Below are 18,889 nucleotides of genomic sequence, written 5' to 3'. Positions count from 1 at the left end.
GCGCGATACCACACATTAGACACAAAAAAGGCGCTTAAACCTTCCACAGTTTAAGCGCCTTTTTTTGAACCAAAGCTTACGCTTTTTTCACCCACGCCTGACACCAACCTTCTGGCTCTACGGCATGACCACCAAACAGCGGACAAGCGCCTGTAGACGCATTAAATAGCTGGCAATTGGCACAATTGCTACCAGCTTTAAAAGCAGCATGAGATGCAGCGGTCGATGCATCTGGCGTATACGCCAAGGCTTTAGCATTAGGCGCCGAAGGATCTAGCATCGGCAGCGCGGCAAAGGCCGACTGTGTCAATGCGCCCATACCAAATGGCAATACCGCCAACCCGAACATTCCTTTTTTCAACATACTGCGACGTGTTGTATCAATCATTGCTCTCTCCTAGCCTTTGATGTCTGTGCCCTGCCACCTAAGAGCGGCCTTATACGTGCTTAAAGACTAAGGGTGGAACCATTCTCAGGGCCTGACTTATATCACATAAAAATAATATTAGTGTTTAGCGAGGCTTGAGATTGCCTGGATACACTCTGTTAAACGCATGCCATCTAGTCCGAAAGTGGCCCAATCGGTTAAATCAGCCATTTTTTGCTATATTTTCATTAAAAAAGGAAGCATTATGGATGATCTGTATAAAACTCAACCACTCTAGGACGGACCGTGGACATTCAGTTACCTAACTTGCGCCATCTGCGTATTTTTTTAGCTGTGTGCTATCTCAAAAGCACAGTGCGCGCGGCCGAGCACACGCAAGTATCCCAGCCAGCCATCACCCAAGCCATTGCCAAACTGGAAAAGCAACTGGGCATTGCCTTATTTGAACGTCACGCCGAGGGCATGAATCTATCGACCTTGGGCGTGCGCTTTCAACGTCGTATCGAGCGCACCTTAGCTTGGCTGGATGACACCCTGATTAAACTGTCGCCACAGCTCGCTCAAGCCCCTGAACAACTGCGCAAGATCAGCACCACCCAACTGATCGCTTTGATCGCGGTACACGATTGGCAGAGCTTCAGCGCCGCCAGCCGCGCCCTAAATGTCGCGCAATCATCGATTTATCGCTCGGCCAAAGAGCTTGAAAAGCTGCTGCAAGTGAGTCTTTTTTGTAAGCAAGTCAGCAATACTTCCCTGACCAGCCACGGCCAAGCTCTGACTCAGAGTGCTAAGTTGGCCTTTAACGAAGTGCGCCAAGGTATGCTCGACGTAGGCGCTGTACCAAGCCTACATATCCCAGAAATCCGCATCGGCTGCGACACCGTTTTGCAGGATGCGCTGTTAAGTCATGCGATCCTCGATTTTGAGGCCCAGCACGCACCTGCCAAACTGAGTTTTGAGGAACAAGCACCACATCATTTATGGCAAAAACTGGCCTCTGGCCAACTCGACATCGTCCTCGATGATAGTTATCAAAACGTGCCGGAAGATACGTTTGCCATTGAACATGTCACCTTACCGGCGCTCACGTTTGCCTGCCAAACAGACCACCCATTACTATCGCGCCCCACCCTTGAGCTAGACGATCTTAACCACTTCGAATGGGTCGTTCCGAGCCATCTTGAACGTTTTCATCAAACGCTTTCGGAGCTTCAGAGCAACGGCCTGATTGCACCACGGCATATTCTGCACGCCCAGTCTGCGTATTTGACGCGCACCTTAGTGCTTAACAGTGACCGTGTGACCTGCTTATATACTTCACAATTAGCTCAAGACCCTGCCCTACAACCTTTATTAAATGTGCCAACATCAATGCGCTCTCAACCCACCAGCGCTCGCTTGTTGACACGAAAGGCTTGGCTTCCGACTGATACTCAGTCACACTTCCTCGATACGCTAAGAGCGACTGCTGCACTGCACGCCCCGGTGTAACGCACCATTTGAGTCGCGATGTTTCACTTTTGTTCGAGGTAACTTGATGTCCCGTCACGAACACCTACTGACGCCCAAGATAGGCTTGGGCTGTATGAACCTGTCACATGCTTATGGCGCCCCAGTCGCTGAAGCCGATGCCGTACGTGCGCTACAAAAAGCGTTTGAAATGGGCTATCGCCATTTTGATACTGCGACTTTATATGGCGCCGGCGCCAATGAACGCCTCGTCGGCCAAGCCCTGCGTGGCATTCGTGAAGAAGTCATGCTGGCGAGCAAGTGTGGCATGGCCAATATTCATGGCAACAAACAGATTAATGGCCGCCCTGAAACACTGAGACGCCAATGTGAAGAAAGCTTAAAGCGCCTGCAAACCGAGCATATTGACCTGTATTACCTGCACCGCAAAGACCCTGATGTGCCGATCGAAGAAAGTGTCGGCGCCCTGCAAGACTTAGTACAGGAAGGTAAGATCGGCGCGATAGGCTTATCTGAAGTGAGTGCCGAGACACTTCACAAAGCTCATAAAGAAGCGCCGATCACCGCATTGCAATCCGAATACTCGCTTTGGACACGTAACCCTGAGATCGCCACACTGGAAGCGACCAAAGCGCTTGGTGTTACCTTTGTTGCCTTTAGTCCTCTAGGACGCGGCTTTCTAAGTAATACCGTGAGTGACCCCGAAGCTCTTGAAGACGGCGATATCCGTATCAGTATGCCACGCTTCACAGAGGCCCATTGGCCACAAAACCAACGCCTATTGCAAGATTACTTAGCCACCGCCAAACGCCTCAACGCCACACCAGCGCAATTGGCCCTGAGTTGGCTAGCACATCAAAGTGAACATATCGTCACCATCCCAGGCACACGCTCTGTGGCGCACATGCAGGAGAACTTTGAAGCCCAGCACTTAGTACTGAGCCATGACGATCTGAGCGAACTTAGCGAGCTGTTTGCGCCGACGCGCATCAGTGGTCCGCGCTATGGCGAAGCTCTACAACAGGAAATCGATACCGAAACCTTCGACTTCGAATAAGCCATACGGCTAGGCTCAAAAACGCAAAAGCCCCAAGACACCTATCAGTGCCTTGGGGCTTTTTAAACTGCTTCAGCTATTTGCTAACTCGATAACGACTAGCGTAAGTTAAATAACTCACTGCGGATATCGTACTGCTCACAAAAGGCCGACCAGACCGGTGTCACATCGTCGACTTTCACTGAGGTAAAAATCTCAAACGCATCCAAACCTTGGTAAAAGAACAAATCAAAGCCTGATACCAGCTTAAGCCCCGCACCATGAGCGCATTGTAAAAACTCTGTATCAAGCGGCGTGTAGACCGCATCAAAGGCCCATTGCTGACCACCAAAAGCAGACGTAGCCAAGGGATTACCCGGCGTTTTGTAATGGCCAACTGGCGTGCAGTTGACCAAACCATCCATCGTTAACGCGACCTCGGCCACGTCAGATGTGGGCACCCAATTGGCGGCGTAACCGGCGTCGACTAACGCCTGCACGAGCGCGCGTCCGCCCGCTTCATTAAGGTCAGTGATAAAAAGCTCGGTTGCTCCCACCTCAAATAAGCCAAACGCTACCGCGCGCCCAACACCGCCTGCGCCAAGCATCAGCACCTTGCCCGCTGGCATCTCGCCTAATCGAGTACGATAGCCGCGGATAAAGCCCGAATAATCGGTATTGTAGGCCTGCACTTTGCCATGCTTGAGCACCAAGGTATTGGTCGAGCCCACTTTGCTCACCGATTCATCCACCTCGTCGGCACTTGCCACGGCAACTTGCTTAAATGGGAACGTTACATTGGTGCCGATAAAATTCTGCTCACGCAGCCAAGCCAAGCGCTCTGTAAAGGCCTCATCTGTGCTGCGGTCTAGCTCTTGTAACTGGTAATGAACGGGTAAGTCTTTGAGCTCACCCAGCTTATTGTGAAGTGCGGGCGCACGCGAAGCGGAAATATTCTGACCGATCAAACCAATGGATTGCATAGGGGGTGCCTTTAAAAACGAACTGCGGAGTAAATATTGCAAGCCAGCATTCTAGCATGGTCAAGCAACGCCACCTAGCGCTAGCGCTGAGTTCCTTTCGCGCATCAACAACATACACTTACTAAATGCTTACATTCTGTACAAAAAAGCTCTAGAGAACTATGTTTGTAATAAGTAAGATATGCACAATTGCTATTTTAGTAGCATCTCATATTTATGGACATGTCATTATGCCAGCTCAAAATTTAACTCGCTTTATGGCGCTTGCATTATGTACGGCCACCTTTGCCGGCACAAACAGTAGCTTTGCGGCGTCTTTGGAAGACAGCGTCAGCGTGTCCGGCTTTGGCCGTGTTGTGGGTGGCTATCTTAATACAGACCAAGCTGAATTTCGCGGCTACTCTGATCACATTAATCTAGACCCTAAATCGCTTATTGGCTTACAAGTCCATGCTCAAGCAAATGACTATCTTAGCGTGACGGCTCAAGGCGTGTTGCGCGCCAATGACACCCAGGATTCCGAGCTTGATTGGCTCTATGCCACCATCCAACCAGAAGACAACTTATCAATAAAAGTCGGTAAACTGCGTACACCCTTTTTTATGCTCAGCGACGTGATTGACGTAGGCTATGCTTACCATTGGATTTCCCCGCCAGAGCAAATGTACAGCGCCTACCTGTTCCCGACCTTTGAAGGGATTGACGCAACGTGGGGCTATTTTAGCAACGGCTTTGATACCAGCTTTGAAGCCTATATCGGCCAGCACGAAGGCGACATCACCCTTAATAACCGTACTACCGACTACGATGTCGATACCCTCGGCGGCCTGATTGCCAGTACTCGCTACGGCAATGTGCAATTACGCGCCTCGTTTCACCAAGGCGATGTCGACATTGCGTTATCAGAACTTGATCTACTGGCTGGTTCAGTCAGTCGCTTCAACAGCTTCCCTAAGACCGTAGATGCACTGTCTACGCAAAGTGTGATCAATGTTACCCAGCTTGGCATCCGCTACGATGATCTCAATTATTTTGCGGCGGCTGAATGGGTCAATATCAATCCAGACGTGCAGACGTTTATCCCCGAAATCGATACTTACTACCTGACCGGTGGTTATATTTTTGATGACATAACCCTGCACCTTACCTACGCCGAAAGTGATCTAAGCTATGACGATTTTCCCAATGAAGTCGCCAGCGCTTTGGCCAATATGAATCCGTTAGACCCACGCTATCAAGGCTTAGCAGGCATTAATTACGGCCTCAACCAGATCGAATCATCACGTAGCTCTGATAGCCTCAAATCGTGGACGCTGGGAGTACGCTGGGATGTACAACCCAAGCTTGCCGTAAAAGGCGAAGTCACCTGGTTACGTGGCGATCGTAATGAATCCGCCATGTTTAACTCCATCGATGATGACTTTGATCGGACGACAGAGTTGTACCAAGTAGGTGTGGAGTGGATTTTCTAATGAAAGGATTCAATCGCAACTTCATCAAACACATCACTGCGGCAAGCTTAGTCAGTGTCGCTTGCTTCGTCAGCGCCGATAGCCATGCCGATTTATGGATTATCGCCAATGCTGAAGCCAAAGTTGACGACTTGTCACGCAGCGAAGTGCGCCAAATTTTTATGGGCGGCACCCTTAGCCGTAAATTTACCGCCATCGCCTTACCCGCTGGCAGCGACGTACGCAATCAGTTTAACGTCGATATTATTGGCCTTACGGAGAGCCGTATTCAGGCCTACTGGTCACAATTATTATTCACTGGACGAAGTACGCCACCAATGGAAATGGCTTCTGTAAACGATGCGGTCCGTCACGTCAGTGAACACGACAATACCATTGCCTATGTGCCAGAGCAGACTCAACTGCCAGACAATGTTGTCGTCGTTTACGAGCGCTAACGCCCAGCACTAGCCAAACGAGACGTCTAGATGCGCCTGAGTATTAGAGCGAAAATTATTGCTGTAGCTCTGATTTCGATTTTGAGCTCAGCGCTAAGCGTGTTCATTATATCGTTGAAAGAGCATCAGTCGATCTATTCGGATTCGGTGGCGGACACTCTAATGGCACTGACGGCCAATACCGCCGATGATCTGCTGTTGGTATTAGCCGAACAGGATCCGTTTCTGATGCGTAGCGCTTTGCTACGCTTCGAGCGCTACAGCCATCTAAAATACGCCTTAGTACTCGACAAAAAGTGGCGCACTCAAGAAGCCTATATCCATCCGAATTATTTCGACCGCTTCAATGAGCGCAACGAGACTTTACCGCAGATCAGCGTACGCACCTTACCCTTTGCTATCACCCAAATGCAGGACTCTTTGTATGCGCTAAGCCCGATTGGTGAACCGAGCAATGCCGAGGGCTACCTGTTAGTGGTACACGATTACAATGGCCCGTTACAGCAAAGCCGCAAAGTATTAGTACAACAATCGATCCCCATCATTATCTTTATCTTGATCATCGCCTTGCTCGCCATGTGGCTGATTATTCGTCAACAATTACACCCACTGATTAATCTATCGGCGTTTACCCGCCGCATCAGTGCCTCGAAGCATTATCACGAGCGCTTTCCGATCAAAGGGAATGACGAGGTCTACACGTTGGCGCAAGATATCAACAGCCTGCTGGAAGAAATCAATGCCGAAACACAGGATAATATCCAAAAAAACCGCCAACTGACTGAGCAGCGCGAGTCAATGTTTCATCTTGCCAACTATGATCAGCTGACTGGACTACCTAATCGACGCCATATTATTACTTGGCTGACGGCGTTTCTTAAACAAGCGGAAGCCCGTACCAGTAAAACTGCACTACTGTATTTTGATATCGATGGCTTCAAAGGGGTGAATGACCGCTTAGGCCATGAGACAGGAGATAAACTATTGGTCGAGATTGGCCAATTGATCTCCACACTGCTAAAACCTGGACAAGTATTGGCACGCCTAGCCGGAGATGAATTTTTAATTGTCTTACCAGAGCTCAAGCATCGCAGTGACGCAATGGAGGTCGCGCGTTCGATTACCGAGCTGTTTCATACGCCTTTGTACATTGATCGCTGGAATATTCATACCGGCGTCAGTATTGGCATCGCTTACGCGGACGAAGCCGACTACGAACTGGAACGTTTGATCAGTTACGCCGATGTGGCCATGTATCATTCCAAGCACCACAGTAAAGGCCAAGCGACCTTGTTTGAGCCCAAAATGTTGCTTGAGAGCCGTCGTCGCGCCTTAATCGTCAGCTCGATTGAAGAAGCGCTACTGACCAACCAGTTTAAGCTTTACTACCAGCCAAAAGTATCTGACCAAGGTGAAGTCAATGGCTTAGAAGCACTCCTACGCTGGGTCCACCCGTCACTCGGCAACATCAGCCCAAGTGAATTTATCAGCATCGCCGAGTCCTGCGCGAAAATCAGCGACATTACCCGCTGGGTCATTCGTCAGACCTTAAAGGACTTGCCGCAGCTTAAACAGGACTGCTCTGAGGATGTGATTGTGTCCTTTAATGTGTCGTCTTCAGACCTAAGTGGTAACTGGCTGGAATCGTTTATTCGAGACAAGGCAGAAAGCGCTCAGCTCATGCATCACTTACAATTTGAAGTCACCGAATCAAGCTATTTAAACGACTTTCAAAATGCCAACAAGTTCTTTGAGTATGTCCATAATGCGGGCGCATCGATCGCCCTAGATGACTTTGGCACGGGCTTTTCGTCATTAAGCTATCTCACACGCATCAATATCGACAGCATCAAGATCGATCGCGAATTTGTAGTGAACTCCAGTAAAGATCACCGTGACCAAGTCATCCTGAAAACCATCCTAGACTTGTCTAAAGAGATTGGTCTCGACACCTGTGCCGAAGGCATAGAGTCCGCCAGCCAAGCCAAATATTTGATCCTCAATGGCTGTCATCACCTACAAGGGTTCTATTTCTCGGAGCCAGTCCCCATTTCACAGCTGGCCAATGCCGTCAAACGCTGTCGTCGACAGTATCAGTCGATCGATTTATAAACCTGCGCAACCGGTACAAATACAGGGCGCTGATTCACTTCTGTCACCGCCAACGACTGGCGATATAAAGGCTCTAAATACTCCTGGGTTAACAAGGTTTCAGCACGCCCCCAAATAGGCGCACGATCAGGATAGAGTAACAACACATGCGAGCACCATTGGGCCGCCAGATTGACATCATGAAGGCTCATGATCACGGTTTTTTGACGCAGCGCCTGCTCTTTAAGCAGCGCCATCACCGCTACCTGATGATGCAAGTCCAAATGATTGGTGGGCTCATCCACTAGCCAAATTTCTGGCTGTTGCGTCAGCAAAGTCGCCAACGCCGCCCGCTGACGCTCGCCACCGGATAAGGTGCTTAACGAGCGCTGTACCAACGAAGTGAGATCTAATTGTGCCAAGGCCTGCTCAGCCAGTGCCAAATCTTGCTCAGACTCCATATCCCAAGGCGACAAGTGCGGAAAGCGCCCTAATAAAGCCGTTTCAAATACCGTCGCCGGAAAACCGTCTTGATGCGCCTGAAACATCACCCCGACTTGCTGCGCAATGTGGGTTCGATGCAAATCTTTAAGTGGCGTGTCATCTAGCATTACCTGCCCCATGGCGGGTGTCGTAAGAGACGCCAAGGTATGCAACAAGGTCGTCTTGCCAACGCCATTAGGGCCGAGCACGCCCCACACCTCGCCAGGTTTAAAATCAATGGTCAGCGCATGCTCTGAACACGGCGTCTGTCCAGGGATCGCCACCACCAGCTGATCGGCTCTAAGCCATGTCATACTCGACCTCGTTGCAGTAAGTACAAAAATGTCGGCACGCCGAGTAACGCGGTGATCACACCGACCGGTAGCTGTTCCGGCGCGATCACGGTACGCGCTAAAGTATCCGCCAAGGTCACTAAGCAACCGCCGGCCAACGCACTAGCGGGCAAAATAAGACGCTGATCATTGCCCAATACTAGGCGCAACATATGCGGCACCACCAAGCCAACAAAGCCGACACTGCCCGCCGTGGTCACCGCCACCGCGGTCAGCAAACTGGCGACGATAAACACCAAACGCTCTAGCCCTTTGACATTCACGCCCAAAGCGGCTGCTTGCATCGGCCCACGGGCTAACAAGTTCAAGCTGCGCCCTAGAGGCACTAATAGCACGGTCACTGGCACCAATACGAGCCAAGCCAGCCAAGGTGTATGAGCATAGGCAAGATCGCCCATCAACCAATACAACATCCCCGGCAACTTGTCGGGTGGTGCCAACGCCAAGATCAGTGTGATCAGTGCACCCCAGCCAGCGGCAATCACCACACCGGTGAGCAGCAAACGCAGCGTTGAGTTATGCGACAGTTGACCCGCCAAACCAAACACCAGCAAGGTCGACAAGGCAGCACCGATAAATGCCATACCGGACATCAATAGCCCGGTTAAGCCCAACAAAATCGCAGCCAAAGCCGCCACAGAAGCGCCCCCCGAAATACCGAGCACATACGGATCGGCCAACGGGTTGCGCAATAAAATCTGCATCAAGGCGCCCGCGAGTGCCAATAATCCGCCCGTAGCAAACGCCGATAACACCCGCGGCAAACGCAGCTCCATCACTACGGTCTGATTGAGTATACTGCCCTGACCCTGCAACGCCTGCCATACGGCGCTTGGGCTAAGCGCCACACTGCCTTGCGTCACCGACAGCACCATGCTGAGCACAGCGAGTAACACCAGCAGCGCAATGGGCAGGAATATGGCTCGGCGCGTAACGCGAGCCTTAGAACGGACGTCGAGCACGGGCTTGATCCAGCTTCTCACACAGAATGGCCGCGCCGTCTAATAAGCGCGGCGTCGGTCGTTGAATCAGCGATGGCGGCACAAAAAACAAATTATCGCGCTGCGTCGCTAATAACTCCGGAAAGGCACGCCACGCTTCAAGCCAATGAGCGTTGCGCTCGCCCATACCACCGGCCACGATCACCTCAGGGTTGCGCAGCAAAACCACCTCTTGGCTTAAGCGCGGAATCAAGCGATCGGCATCGGCGAAAACGTTTTCACCACCGCACAAGCTCACCACTTTACTGATGTAATGCTCGCCGTTCGTCGACATCAAAGGGCTATCCCACACTTGATAAAACGTAGGCACTGGCGCCGCCCCTTGATAACGCTGCTGCAACGCCGCAATGCCGCGACGAAAACGCTGTGCTTCTGCGCGTCCTTCGGGCTCAGTGCCCGCCAAGACAGCCATGTTGACAATATTATCCGCAATATCGCCAAACTCATGGGGCTCGACATAATAAACAGGCAGCCCCAAGCGCTTTAGGGTATCGATTTGCTCACTGGGATTGCCCGTGCCCCAAGCCAAGACCAAGTCCGGTTGCAGCGCAATCAAGCGCTCCAAATCCAAGCGAGTGTGACTGCCAACGGACGTGATTTGCTGTGCGGCGGGCGGATAATCACTGTAAGACACTACCGCCACCACTTGCGCGCCGGCACCGGCGGCGAAGATCAACTCCGTCGCCCCCGGCGAGAGCGCCGCAATGCGCTGGGCAGGTTTATCCAAACACACTTCGCGCGCTTTATCATCGATCACACAACGCTGCTCAGCGTGGGCACCTAACGGCACCCACGACAACAACAGACCTATCAATATACGAGCAAAAGCAGTGATTTTTATCATCATTAAAAGGCGGCGTAGTTCAAACTTAAGAAGATCCCTCGACCCGCATTACGATAGCCTTTGGCGTTTTCGTAATCTTTATCAAGGGCATTTTTAAGGCTCAGTTTGGTCGTCAGGGCTGGCGTCACATCATAGCTGGCGCGCAGATTCAGCACCCCATAGCCTGGCAACATCTCTGTGTTTTCAGGGTCGTTATAACGCTCACCATAGCCTACTAACGTTGCGCCCACTGAGCCTTGGGCAAACAGGCGATCCACATCAATGCGCGCACTCTTGTGTGCACGACGAGCAAGTCGATTGCCTCGGTTGTCATTGGCGCTGCGGTTTTCGGTGTCCATCACTGTCGCTGCCAAGGCCACGCGCCATTGCTCTAGAGAGAGACCGGTCTCAAGCTCCAAACCTTGCACGCGAGCTTTATCAATATTGCCAATGGTGCGATTGCTGTAGTTCCACGCAATCATATCGTCATAGTCCGCTTGGTAAAGCGCCGCATCCCAATAGCTGATTTGGTAATCGCCACGCATGCCAACTTCGATGCTGTCAGAGGTTTCCGGGCGAATGTCGTTAACCGGTGTATACCCCCAGTTGACCGCGGTCATCGAGTTAAACGTCGGCGCGGTAAACGAGCTGCGACTGCTAAGGCGCACACTGTGCTGTGGATCTATTTGATAGCCCAACGCCACGCCGCCCGTAGTTTGTGTATCGTATTCATCATAGTGATCGGCACGGATATTAAGCTGCACGCTAATATCGCCAAACTCTGAGATCGATTGAGCAAACACACTTCTGTTGTCGCGCTCATTGTCGTAGGAGCCTTCAAAGTTGTCTTCACTGTATTCGCTGCCCACTACAAATTCATGATTGTCATACCACAGGGTGTTGTTCCAACGTACGGCACGACTGCGACTGTCAAAGTAGGAGCCAGTTGGCTCGCCTTGGGCATCGAGCACGTCATCTTCATCACGGGCTTCACGCACCTGAAGCTCCGTTTGCCAATATTCATTGACGTCCACACCACCGGTTAGGGCTAACACTTGATTGACATAATCGTGATGCTGCAAGTCATCACCAGATTCATAATCTGACTCGCCCTGAGCACGCATAATCAAGGCTTTACCGTAGATGCCATGAGCAAAATCTTGCTGCACACGGGCCAGCAAATGATCATTGTCGTAGCCCATATCTGGGCGACCTTCTTTGACTTGCGTGCCGTCGGTCTGAAATGTCCCCAATGAGAGCGCATAGCGCGTATCTTCATCGCCGCCAGAGACACTGACATCAGCGTGTTTGGTATTATGCGAACCGCCGCCGACAGAGATATCGGCCGCTTGTCCTTGCTCACCGTCTGGTAAAAACACTTGCACCACACCGCCTGCGGCGCTGGAACCATACAAAGACGATTTTGGCCCACGTACGATTTCGACACGTTTAATTTGCGCCATCGGCAAGTACTGCCAAGAAGCTTGACCGGTCGACAGGGATTGGATCGGCACGCCATCGATCAATAGTTTGGTGCCAGTGGCCGCTGAGCCGCGAGTGTAAATACTGGTGCTTTTGCCATAGCCACCATTGGTCACCATATCGATGCCAGGCTGAGCCGCTAATAACTCGGTCAACTCTTGAGGCTGCTGGCGTTCGATGCTGGCTTGATCCAGCACCGTCACCGACGTTAGGGAGTCTTTGCTGGCCATCGGCGTGGTCGTTGCTGTGACAACCAAGGGTGATAATGGCGTCGCGTCTGCCAAAACGGCGCTACTGGCCAATAAGATGCTGGTCGCAACCAAGGATTTAGGAAATACTGGAATAAAAGATTGAGTGGTCATAATAAGTACTTTTGCTGCACTGAGCACGCCCGCACAGTGGTCAGATTCAATTTCAACGATCACGTCGAAATCCCCAGCTACAGGCAGGTCTCCGGACTCAAAAGTTGCTAAGGCAAGCTTTGTCACCTTCCCATGGAAAACCACAGTGGCATCAGACAAAGATTCACTTTTTTACCGTTGCGGGGGCAGTGTCAGGATTTCACTGACTTCCCTATTAATGCTTGGCTTATACATGACAGTACGAGCCAGCAACCTATAACGGCGCGTACTCTAACACAGCTCACTGGTGAGACTAAGTGAATGACACTCAAAATGAGATTAAATTGTCGCTATTTGCGGAGAAAGATCGCCTATCCGTCATTAGATAGGCGTTTTCTAATGTGCCATTAAGGCACTTTAGCTGGCACTTTTACCAATTTTTGGCGGCGCTTTACTGAGGGATTTAGGACGCTTTTCCCAGCGCACCTTGATATCAAATTGTTGGCGATCGTCTTCGTCACTGACACTGAGCTTAAGATGCAATAAGCCTTTTGGATTAAGCTCAATCTCACCTTCTTTTTCTTCACCAAACTCAAGTTTGCCCTTGCCTAATCCTTTGGCAATTGCTTTGAGTACGTCTTGTACATCGCCTGCTTCAAGCAGTGCTTCGTGTTTAAATTCAGCCTTCGATTTCATAAATGTTCGCCTGTTATTGTTCGGCGTATAAGTGTTTTAGCTCTTTAGGCGGTAACAGTTTCACAGTGGGATAGTCGCCACTGATACCGGCGATGCCAATTTTTTTACTGATCAGAGTCGCACCGACACCTGGCCCTGCTAGGCCTTCATTGATGCGTGAGTTAGCATCCAAGGTGACGTCCGCTTCCACATGCACCAAGCCCTTTTTGATGGCGATACGCTGGCCTTGGGCGCGGTTGACATGACCTTGTACCACGACTTTGACCCCAGCTTTATGGATCGCTTTGACGCCATGATCAGTCAGCGGCAAATCCGCATCACGATATTTGGTACGAAAGGTGTTGGCCAAAGAGCTGTAGTAAAAGCCAAATAGATCCCGACGCTGCAAATTGCGATGAAAGGCTTTATTGGCGTAGCTGGTGCCTTTTTTAAGCAACATTTGGCACATGACATCATCAAGGCCTGCGTGCAAAAACAAAAACGAACCACGCTTCTCGACCAACTTCATACGGCGGAAAAACCAGCCAAACTCGCCTTTTTTATCAAGAAACATTTTTTGGCACTGCAACGACACCGCATACACTTGGCGCATGCTAAGCCCCGCATCACGACAGTGCTGCTCAAACTTCTCCACCTTGGAGTGCATTTTACGCACCTCACGGTCGATACCTTCAGCAGTCAAAAAGCCCGCCGCGTAAAACGGAAACTCTTGGAACCAATCTTCGTCTGGAAACAGCTTCTTGCGGCACGCTTCTTCGTCTGGGATTTTCTTATCCCACTTGGTATCCGCCAAGTACTGGTCAAATACCTCACGAAACAGCGGTACGATCTTTTTACCCATACGCACAAATAGGTGCTGATTACCGGCGTCTTTTTGGCTGGAAATTGCTAATAGCCCCATACGTAAGCGCAAATCGTGATTGCCTGCTAGCAAGGTGACATTGGCTTTGAGTTTGTAGAGCTGTTTGACGCTGCGCAGTAAGTCGAGGTTACTAGGACCTTTATCCAGACAATCGCCACCGATAATGATCTCCGCTGACTTACCGAATTTGGTCAGTTTCAGATGGCCTAAACCGGGCTTTTTACGCTCTGCGGCGCCAGCGGCGATAAGCGAATCTTCGAACGCTTGCGCGTCCGCATGCGGATCAGAAATAAACACCACCGGGCGCTTTGGCCACTGCATCTTCTTGCCCCAGTATTTGCTCGGCTCGTCCTTTGCTTCGCGCGCTTTGGCGTTAAACGAGGCATTGTCGCGGGGCCAAGGAGCAAGCTCACGAGGCACGTGCGCTAAGATGTCTTGATGCAGTTTTTTCTTGGTGATTTTGGGGAGCGAGATCGCCATGGGGTATTCCTTGCTTAATCAGACGTGTTAATCGGGCACATCATGTTTTTGACGCTGTTTCCAATCACCGAAAAGCGGAGCAAAGACACTCTCATCAGCAAAATCCAACACCACTGGATGGCCATAGTACATACTTAATTTTTTAATATCGCACAGTTTTATGACATTCATATGAAACGCCGCATGGCGAATCGACGCCCCATGCCCGACAAACAGCTTAATGGTCTTAGCGTTGCAATCATGGGTGGCATCGCGCCAAGCACTGATATGCTTTGCAACGCGCGCGCCAGCTTGCATCAGGGACTCGGCGCCATCAAACGGCAAGCAATAATCACTGTCTGACTTCCAGCCAGCGGGCGGCACCTCAAAGCGTGGATCAAGCGCTAACAAGCGCTCGATCTCAGCCAAGGGCAAGTTGGCTACCGCGCCAACACTGCGCTCACACAAGTCTGAATAAGTGCGAATGCGCGGTGTTTCAGCGAAATAGTCTGCCAACTCTTGGGCGTAAATATCCGCCGTTTGCCAAGCACGCAGTAGCGTCGACGCATGAATCACTGGGTCCAATTGGTAGCCTTGTACTTGAAGCCATGCACCAAACTGTTGCGCCTGCTGGCGTACCTCTTGGGCGCCCTCTTCTGTCAGAGGAAATGGCTGTAATGCACTCGGCGTATCAGCGAGTTGCTGATACGCTCCATGTCGAATCAGTGCCGCAATGGCCATTAAAACGCCTCCAACAATTGATACGCACGCTCAAAATCAATACGACCGGTTAAGCGATAAACCTTCACCGGCGCCAGCGTATGAGCGTAGTTGGCCAAACTGTCGATATCACTAAGATCTTGGCAAAATGCGCCTTCTGCATCTTGGTAAAAAGGCCCAGGGCGTTTGCGTAAACCATCGATTTTGTCCGCTTCGCTCGCCAGATCCACCGGCACCAGCTGCGTTGGCGCAGCGCTATCAAGAGACCAATCCAACATAACCAGATTGGCTAGTTGGCCTTTTAACTGCACGCGATCTGGGCCGTATTCGTCTTCGATCTGCACATCGTATTTTTCTTCTAAGCGCCACAGCTCAGCGGTACTCAGCGCGCGCAATGCCTGCTGACGCTCAGGCGTCAAAATATGCAATAAGCGCTCAGAGTGCAGCAAGGTGCCTGGATTGACACGTGGCAGCTTCGCTAAGCCCACCGCCGTGACCGCATCGCCGTCACGTTTAAACAGCAAGCGATCATTGGTTAAAAAGTCACGCTCAGGATGCTCCAAGCAATGCAACATGGTGGTCGATTTACCACCACCAGAACCTGCCGCGATCGCGGTCACCGTGCCACCACGACTAAATGCCGCCGCATGGCCCAGCATAAAGTCCTGGCCTAGGTAGTGGTTCAAAAACTGGTTGTTAATGAAGTTGATCACTTGCGCGATGTTTTTACTGCACGGGCCTAATACCAAAGGCGCCTGTTGGTCTTGTAGCAAGCTAAGACCTGTCTTAAATTTCTTGATCCAGCGGCCGCCTTCTGGCGCATCAAGATAGCCTTCTTTGCGCCCTTGTTTGCCTGCTTCACGGGGCACTTCAAGCCACGCCAGCTCATCGCCGACCACCGCCTGCTCGATGACATAAAGCGTCTTATGCGTCAGCGATTGCACCGTCTCATTGTGATAACTTTTGTAGTATGTCTCGAGCATCTCAAGCAGTGCTACGTCGTTACTTTTGACCACGACCGCCAGATCGGCAAAGACAAACTCACGCTGGTGCTCGCAGGCTGTTTTGGCTTGTTTAAGTTGCGCCGTATCGAGAATATTGCTCACCATCATTGTGCTGCTCCCTTTGTGACACTAGCGACCACATGCTCGGCGTAAGCTTGGGCTGCATCTAAACCACAGCCTTCTAGTGCGCCTTTAAAACCACCAAAGGCCGACACTTCAAACACCACTGGGCCTTGATCGGTCAGCGCAATGTCTACCGTGGTAAAACTAAGGTTGAAGCAGGCTTGCGCCTTACGACCAAGCTCGATTAGCTCGTCGCTCGGCTCGAATTTTTCGTAATGACCGCCGCTATGAATCGTGGTATTCCAGGAGTCTTTATTACCCACGCGTGCGTAGGTGCAGTAATACTCGCCGGCGACAAACACCATGCCCAGATCACGACCATCTAAGTTTACGGTCTGCTGGATATAGTACAGATCGTTATCTTCGCGATAGGCTTTGAGCGCCGCGCGTAGCTCGGCTTCGGGCTGGTCTGCAGTGAGCATCATCATGCCGCGCGCCTTGGTCGAGTACAGCGGCTTAAGCACGATCGAGCCAAACGCTTGTAAGGTGGCAAAGGCCTGCTCTGGGCATTCGGTAATGCGAGTTTTGGGCATCGGCACGCCGCCTTGCTGCAGCGCTAAGGTGCCACTTAAACGGTTGATCAAACCACCGATAGCGTCTGCTGAACTAAACACCGGCACGCCCAAGCGCTCTAGATGTGACACCATCAAAACACGATCTTCAGCGGCAGGCGCGTACACTTGGCTGATCTTTTTCACGATCACGCCGTCTAATTGCGCCAGATCCAAATCCTTGTACATCACTTGATTGGTGTCCAAGCGTAATTCCACTTGGGCCATATCAATGACAGCGCGAAAACCAGTCAAGGCTTCAAGACGATCGGCTAACACTTCGGTTGACCACTTTCCTGGGATGCCGATCACCCCGATTCTAGGTTTATTCACTGTATAACTCCTTTAAGGGAAGCTTAAATTTTGCTTCTTTCTCTGACGCCAACGACGCCAGTTTTTCTAACAAATATCGTGCCCGTAAATGCATGCGCGACGATAATTTTTTATCCAATATAAAACGCGTCGAAGTGGCAAAAGAACGCGCCAAGCCCACCGCCAAACGCAGCTCAAAGGTGTCATCATCATGGCGTTTGGCAAAGCGTTTACCAAATTGATAAATCTGACGCGCCGCATCCATCATGATGTCGCGCTGGGAGGTCTCAAGCACCTGCAAGCGATAAATAGACACCATCAACACCGACAGATCCTGCACATAATCAAAATAGTCCGAACGATGCAGGTCGATGAAATACACCTGCTGTTTGACGTCATCGTAGATCACGTTATCGACGTTAAAATCGCCATGAATCAACACCGAAAACGGTGCTTTCCAATTGGCTTCTTTGTGACCCACTTGATCAATCAAGCGCTCAAAACTAGGTCGCACGTGCCCACAAATCACCTGCTCTTTGCTAAAAAAGTCTGGATGTACCGCTTGGCTGTCTTTGATGCGTTTACGCAGCTGCTGCATAAAGTCGGCAAATGCGGGCTCTTTCGTAAGGGTCGTGCCCCAAGTGCGATTTAAGGTCTGAAATAAGGTACTTAGCGCCTCTTGTAAGGGCTGAGCTTGACCCGCCAGCAACAATGCTTCGAGCGTGTTGCCTGGGATATGCTCAATCAGTAGCGCCGAAGTATCACCTTTGGCGCTAGTCTGTGCTAAGACATCTGGCGCCAGCGCAGGATCCACTTTGCGCCAGTGCGCCACGCCCTGCACTTCTTCGTCGATTTTGCTGCGCTCGCCCTCTTTGTACACCGCCAGCACTTGCTGCCCAGTCTCGTTTTCATGGGACAAGGCGGCGATGGCACTGCCTGAACGGGTTAGCGCTAGGCGGCGCACTTTAAGATCACTCAGGTCATAATTAAGAGAGGTCGAAGCATTTTTAAGATGGCTGTAATTATTAAGCGTCGCCACTTGGCCCAAGTCGACTTTGATCAAGGCGTCTGCTACTTGCTCTAGTTGAGCAATCAATTGCTTAAGCCCAAAATTGGCCAACAACGCTGCTTGCAGTTGCGCATCACTAAGGCCTGCTTTATGGTTCAAGGTTTGGGTTTGAATCTCGTCATACAGTGCCATCAACTTACGCGTGCGACGACCCAGCTTAATGCCCGTGCGGCGCACATCTTGGTCAAGGCCAAACTTGATTAACTTGAGCGAGCGCTCAATGCGCTTCACCAACTTACGACAAGCGCCAGCACTTGGGTGAACGTAGCTTTCGCTTAAGGTGCCTTCTTCGACACAGAGTAAAAACTGCTGGGCGAGGCTTTCTAGCGCCAGCGCCAAACTGCGCACGGCGACGGTTTGATTATAATAAGGGGTGCCTGCTTTACGGCGCTCCAGTAGATTGGCGCAGCCTAGCTCAATTTTCTCGCGCAGGGTTTGCACATAGCCCTTACGGGCGCGGACACGGCTCGCAATATGAGTGGAGCCTAACTTAAAAAACAACTCAGTGTATTCGCAGTGTTTTTCAAGCTCATTCAGTAAGAAATACAAATCATCCTGAACAACTAAAAGGGATGGATTGGAAGACATGAACAATCGCTTTTGGTAAATATTGACGCCACCCTAACCGATGCAAATGACACTTTTGTTACCTTGTCATATTTACACACTCCTTACACATTGAACGCCAAGCGCTCATGTTGTGTCAAAACAAGCACGCAGGTTCACTTTTGCA

General features: G+C 50.9%; 17 protein-coding genes and 1 riboswitch. Of the genes, 5 read left to right on the top strand and 12 right to left on the bottom strand.

The genetic code is table 11. The annotated features are described in order from the left end of the window. Nucleotides 1–76 precede the first annotated feature (76 nt). Nucleotides 77–388 carry a high-potential iron-sulfur protein gene (locus JQX58_RS01910; protein WP_204145124.1) on the bottom strand — a complete coding sequence of 104 codons (312 nt, stop codon included), beginning with the start codon at nucleotides 386–388 and terminating at the stop codon, nucleotides 77–79. A 285-nt stretch (nucleotides 389–673) separates the two neighbouring features. Here JQX58_RS01910 and JQX58_RS01905 point away from each other — a divergent pair, with 285 nt between their 5' ends. Next, nucleotides 674–1,879: a LysR family transcriptional regulator gene (locus JQX58_RS01905; protein ID WP_204145123.1), complete on the top strand. Its 1,206-nt coding sequence runs from the start codon at nucleotides 674–676 to the stop codon at nucleotides 1,877–1,879. 46 nt (nucleotides 1,880–1,925) lie between these two features. Then, the gene (locus tag JQX58_RS01900) at nucleotides 1,926–2,915 is read left to right on the top strand and encodes an aldo/keto reductase (RefSeq protein ID WP_204145122.1); all 990 of its coding nucleotides are present in this window, start codon (nucleotides 1,926–1,928) and stop codon (nucleotides 2,913–2,915) included. A gap of 98 nt (nucleotides 2,916–3,013) precedes the next feature. On the opposite strand, the gene JQX58_RS01895 is transcribed toward JQX58_RS01900, so the two are convergent. Next, nucleotides 3,014–3,877 (bottom strand): shikimate dehydrogenase family protein, encoded by an 864-nt coding sequence (locus JQX58_RS01895; protein ID WP_204145121.1) that lies wholly within the window; start codon nucleotides 3,875–3,877, stop codon nucleotides 3,014–3,016. 230 nt (nucleotides 3,878–4,107) lie between these two features. On the opposite strand from JQX58_RS01895, the gene JQX58_RS01890 reads away from it, so the two are divergent. The 3 genes from JQX58_RS01890 to JQX58_RS01880 are packed head-to-tail and all read left to right on the top strand — an operon-like array spanning nucleotide 4,108 to nucleotide 7,898. Continuing rightward, nucleotides 4,108–5,349, top strand: a complete 1,242-nt coding sequence (locus JQX58_RS01890) for a porin (protein WP_204145120.1) — start codon at nucleotides 4,108–4,110, stop codon at nucleotides 5,347–5,349. Continuing rightward, a complete protein-coding gene (locus tag JQX58_RS01885) occupies nucleotides 5,349–5,786 on the top strand; it encodes a hypothetical protein (protein WP_204145119.1) in 438 nt (145 codons plus the stop codon). The genes JQX58_RS01890 and JQX58_RS01885 overlap by 1 nt, the downstream gene beginning before the upstream one ends. A gap of 30 nt (nucleotides 5,787–5,816) precedes the next feature. Beyond that, nucleotides 5,817–7,898: a putative bifunctional diguanylate cyclase/phosphodiesterase gene (locus JQX58_RS01880; RefSeq protein ID WP_204145118.1), complete on the top strand. Its 2,082-nt coding sequence runs from the start codon at nucleotides 5,817–5,819 to the stop codon at nucleotides 7,896–7,898. Here the strand turns inward: JQX58_RS01880 and JQX58_RS01875 are convergent. From JQX58_RS01875 to JQX58_RS01830, 10 genes are all read right to left on the bottom strand, one after another. Continuing rightward, nucleotides 7,880–8,674: an ABC transporter ATP-binding protein gene (locus JQX58_RS01875; protein WP_204145117.1), complete on the bottom strand. Its 795-nt coding sequence runs from the start codon at nucleotides 8,672–8,674 to the stop codon at nucleotides 7,880–7,882. The two genes, JQX58_RS01880 and JQX58_RS01875, sit on opposite strands and share 19 nt — an antisense overlap. Continuing rightward, entirely contained in the window at nucleotides 8,671–9,588 is a 918-nt protein-coding gene (locus JQX58_RS01870) for a FecCD family ABC transporter permease (RefSeq protein ID WP_204145810.1), read from the bottom strand. Before JQX58_RS01870 ends, JQX58_RS01875 begins: the two co-directional genes overlap by 4 nt. A gap of 67 nt (nucleotides 9,589–9,655) precedes the next feature. Continuing rightward, nucleotides 9,656–10,561 (bottom strand): cobalamin-binding protein, encoded by a 906-nt coding sequence (locus JQX58_RS01865; RefSeq protein WP_204145116.1) that lies wholly within the window; start codon nucleotides 10,559–10,561, stop codon nucleotides 9,656–9,658. Then, entirely contained in the window at nucleotides 10,561–12,444 is a 1,884-nt protein-coding gene (locus JQX58_RS01860; RefSeq protein ID WP_204145115.1) for a TonB-dependent receptor domain-containing protein, read from the bottom strand. Before JQX58_RS01860 ends, JQX58_RS01865 begins: the two co-directional genes overlap by 1 nt. A 2-nt stretch (nucleotides 12,445–12,446) precedes the next feature. Beyond that, nucleotides 12,447–12,653: riboswitch (cobalamin riboswitch) on the bottom strand. A 124-nt stretch (nucleotides 12,654–12,777) separates the two neighbouring features. Further along, complete coding sequence (locus JQX58_RS01855) at nucleotides 12,778–13,056, bottom strand: amphi-Trp domain-containing protein (protein WP_204145114.1); 279 nt, start codon at nucleotides 13,054–13,056, stop codon at nucleotides 12,778–12,780. Between the two features lie 13 nt (nucleotides 13,057–13,069). Further along, entirely contained in the window at nucleotides 13,070–14,398 is a 1,329-nt protein-coding gene (locus JQX58_RS01850) for a metallophosphoesterase family protein (protein WP_204145113.1), read from the bottom strand. 27 nt (nucleotides 14,399–14,425) lie between these two features. Further along, entirely contained in the window at nucleotides 14,426–15,118 is a 693-nt protein-coding gene (locus tag JQX58_RS01845) for a histidine phosphatase family protein (RefSeq protein WP_204145112.1), read from the bottom strand. Next, on the bottom strand, nucleotides 15,118–16,209 hold the full coding sequence (locus JQX58_RS01840; protein ID WP_239090119.1) for an HprK-related kinase B: 1,092 nt from the start codon (nucleotides 16,207–16,209) through the stop codon (nucleotides 15,118–15,120). Before JQX58_RS01840 ends, JQX58_RS01845 begins: the two co-directional genes overlap by 1 nt. Next, entirely contained in the window at nucleotides 16,206–17,108 is a 903-nt protein-coding gene (locus tag JQX58_RS01835; protein WP_204145111.1) for a GAK system ATP-grasp enzyme, read from the bottom strand. The genes JQX58_RS01840 and JQX58_RS01835 overlap by 4 nt, the downstream gene beginning before the upstream one ends. Next, entirely contained in the window at nucleotides 17,101–18,744 is a 1,644-nt protein-coding gene (locus JQX58_RS01830; RefSeq protein ID WP_204145110.1) for a phosphotransferase, read from the bottom strand. The genes JQX58_RS01835 and JQX58_RS01830 overlap by 8 nt, the downstream gene beginning before the upstream one ends. Nucleotides 18,745–18,889 lie beyond the last annotated feature (145 nt).

This window comes from Marinomonas ostreistagni, assembly GCF_016888445.1.
GTDB classification, from domain to species: Bacteria; Pseudomonadota; Gammaproteobacteria; order Pseudomonadales; family Marinomonadaceae; genus Marinomonas; species Marinomonas ostreistagni.
This window is presented reverse-complemented; position numbering and strand designations above follow the sequence as displayed.

Bases quoted from the DNA above. Each gene is read 5' to 3' on its own strand.
- JQX58_RS01840 (WP_239090119.1), bottom strand. From the start codon at position 16,209: ATGATGGTGAGCAATATTCTCGATACGGCGCAACTTAAACAAGCCAAA.
- JQX58_RS01855 (WP_204145114.1), bottom strand. From the start codon at position 13,056: ATGAAATCGAAGGCTGAATTTAAACACGAAGCACTGCTTGAAGCAGGC.
- JQX58_RS01895 (WP_204145121.1), bottom strand. From the start codon at position 3,877: ATGCAATCCATTGGTTTGATCGGTCAGAATATTTCCGCTTCGCGTGCG.
- JQX58_RS01870 (WP_204145810.1), bottom strand. From the start codon at position 9,588: ATGGTGCTGTCGGTGACGCAAGGCAGTGTGGCGCTTAGCCCAAGCGCC.
- JQX58_RS01900 (WP_204145122.1), top strand. From the start codon at position 1,926: ATGTCCCGTCACGAACACCTACTGACGCCCAAGATAGGCTTGGGCTGT.
- JQX58_RS01890 (WP_204145120.1), top strand. From the start codon at position 4,108: ATGCCAGCTCAAAATTTAACTCGCTTTATGGCGCTTGCATTATGTACG.
- JQX58_RS01865 (WP_204145116.1), bottom strand. From the start codon at position 10,561: ATGATGATAAAAATCACTGCTTTTGCTCGTATATTGATAGGTCTGTTG.
- JQX58_RS01885 (WP_204145119.1), top strand. From the start codon at position 5,349: ATGAAAGGATTCAATCGCAACTTCATCAAACACATCACTGCGGCAAGC.
- JQX58_RS01845 (WP_204145112.1), bottom strand. From the start codon at position 15,118: ATGGCCATTGCGGCACTGATTCGACATGGAGCGTATCAGCAACTCGCT.
- JQX58_RS01830 (WP_204145110.1), bottom strand. From the start codon at position 18,744: ATGTCTTCCAATCCATCCCTTTTAGTTGTTCAGGATGATTTGTATTTC.
- JQX58_RS01880 (WP_204145118.1), top strand. From the start codon at position 5,817: ATGCGCCTGAGTATTAGAGCGAAAATTATTGCTGTAGCTCTGATTTCG.
- JQX58_RS01850 (WP_204145113.1), bottom strand. From the start codon at position 14,398: ATGGCGATCTCGCTCCCCAAAATCACCAAGAAAAAACTGCATCAAGAC.
- JQX58_RS01910 (WP_204145124.1), bottom strand. From the start codon at position 388: ATGATTGATACAACACGTCGCAGTATGTTGAAAAAAGGAATGTTCGGG.
- JQX58_RS01875 (WP_204145117.1), bottom strand. From the start codon at position 8,674: ATGACATGGCTTAGAGCCGATCAGCTGGTGGTGGCGATCCCTGGACAG.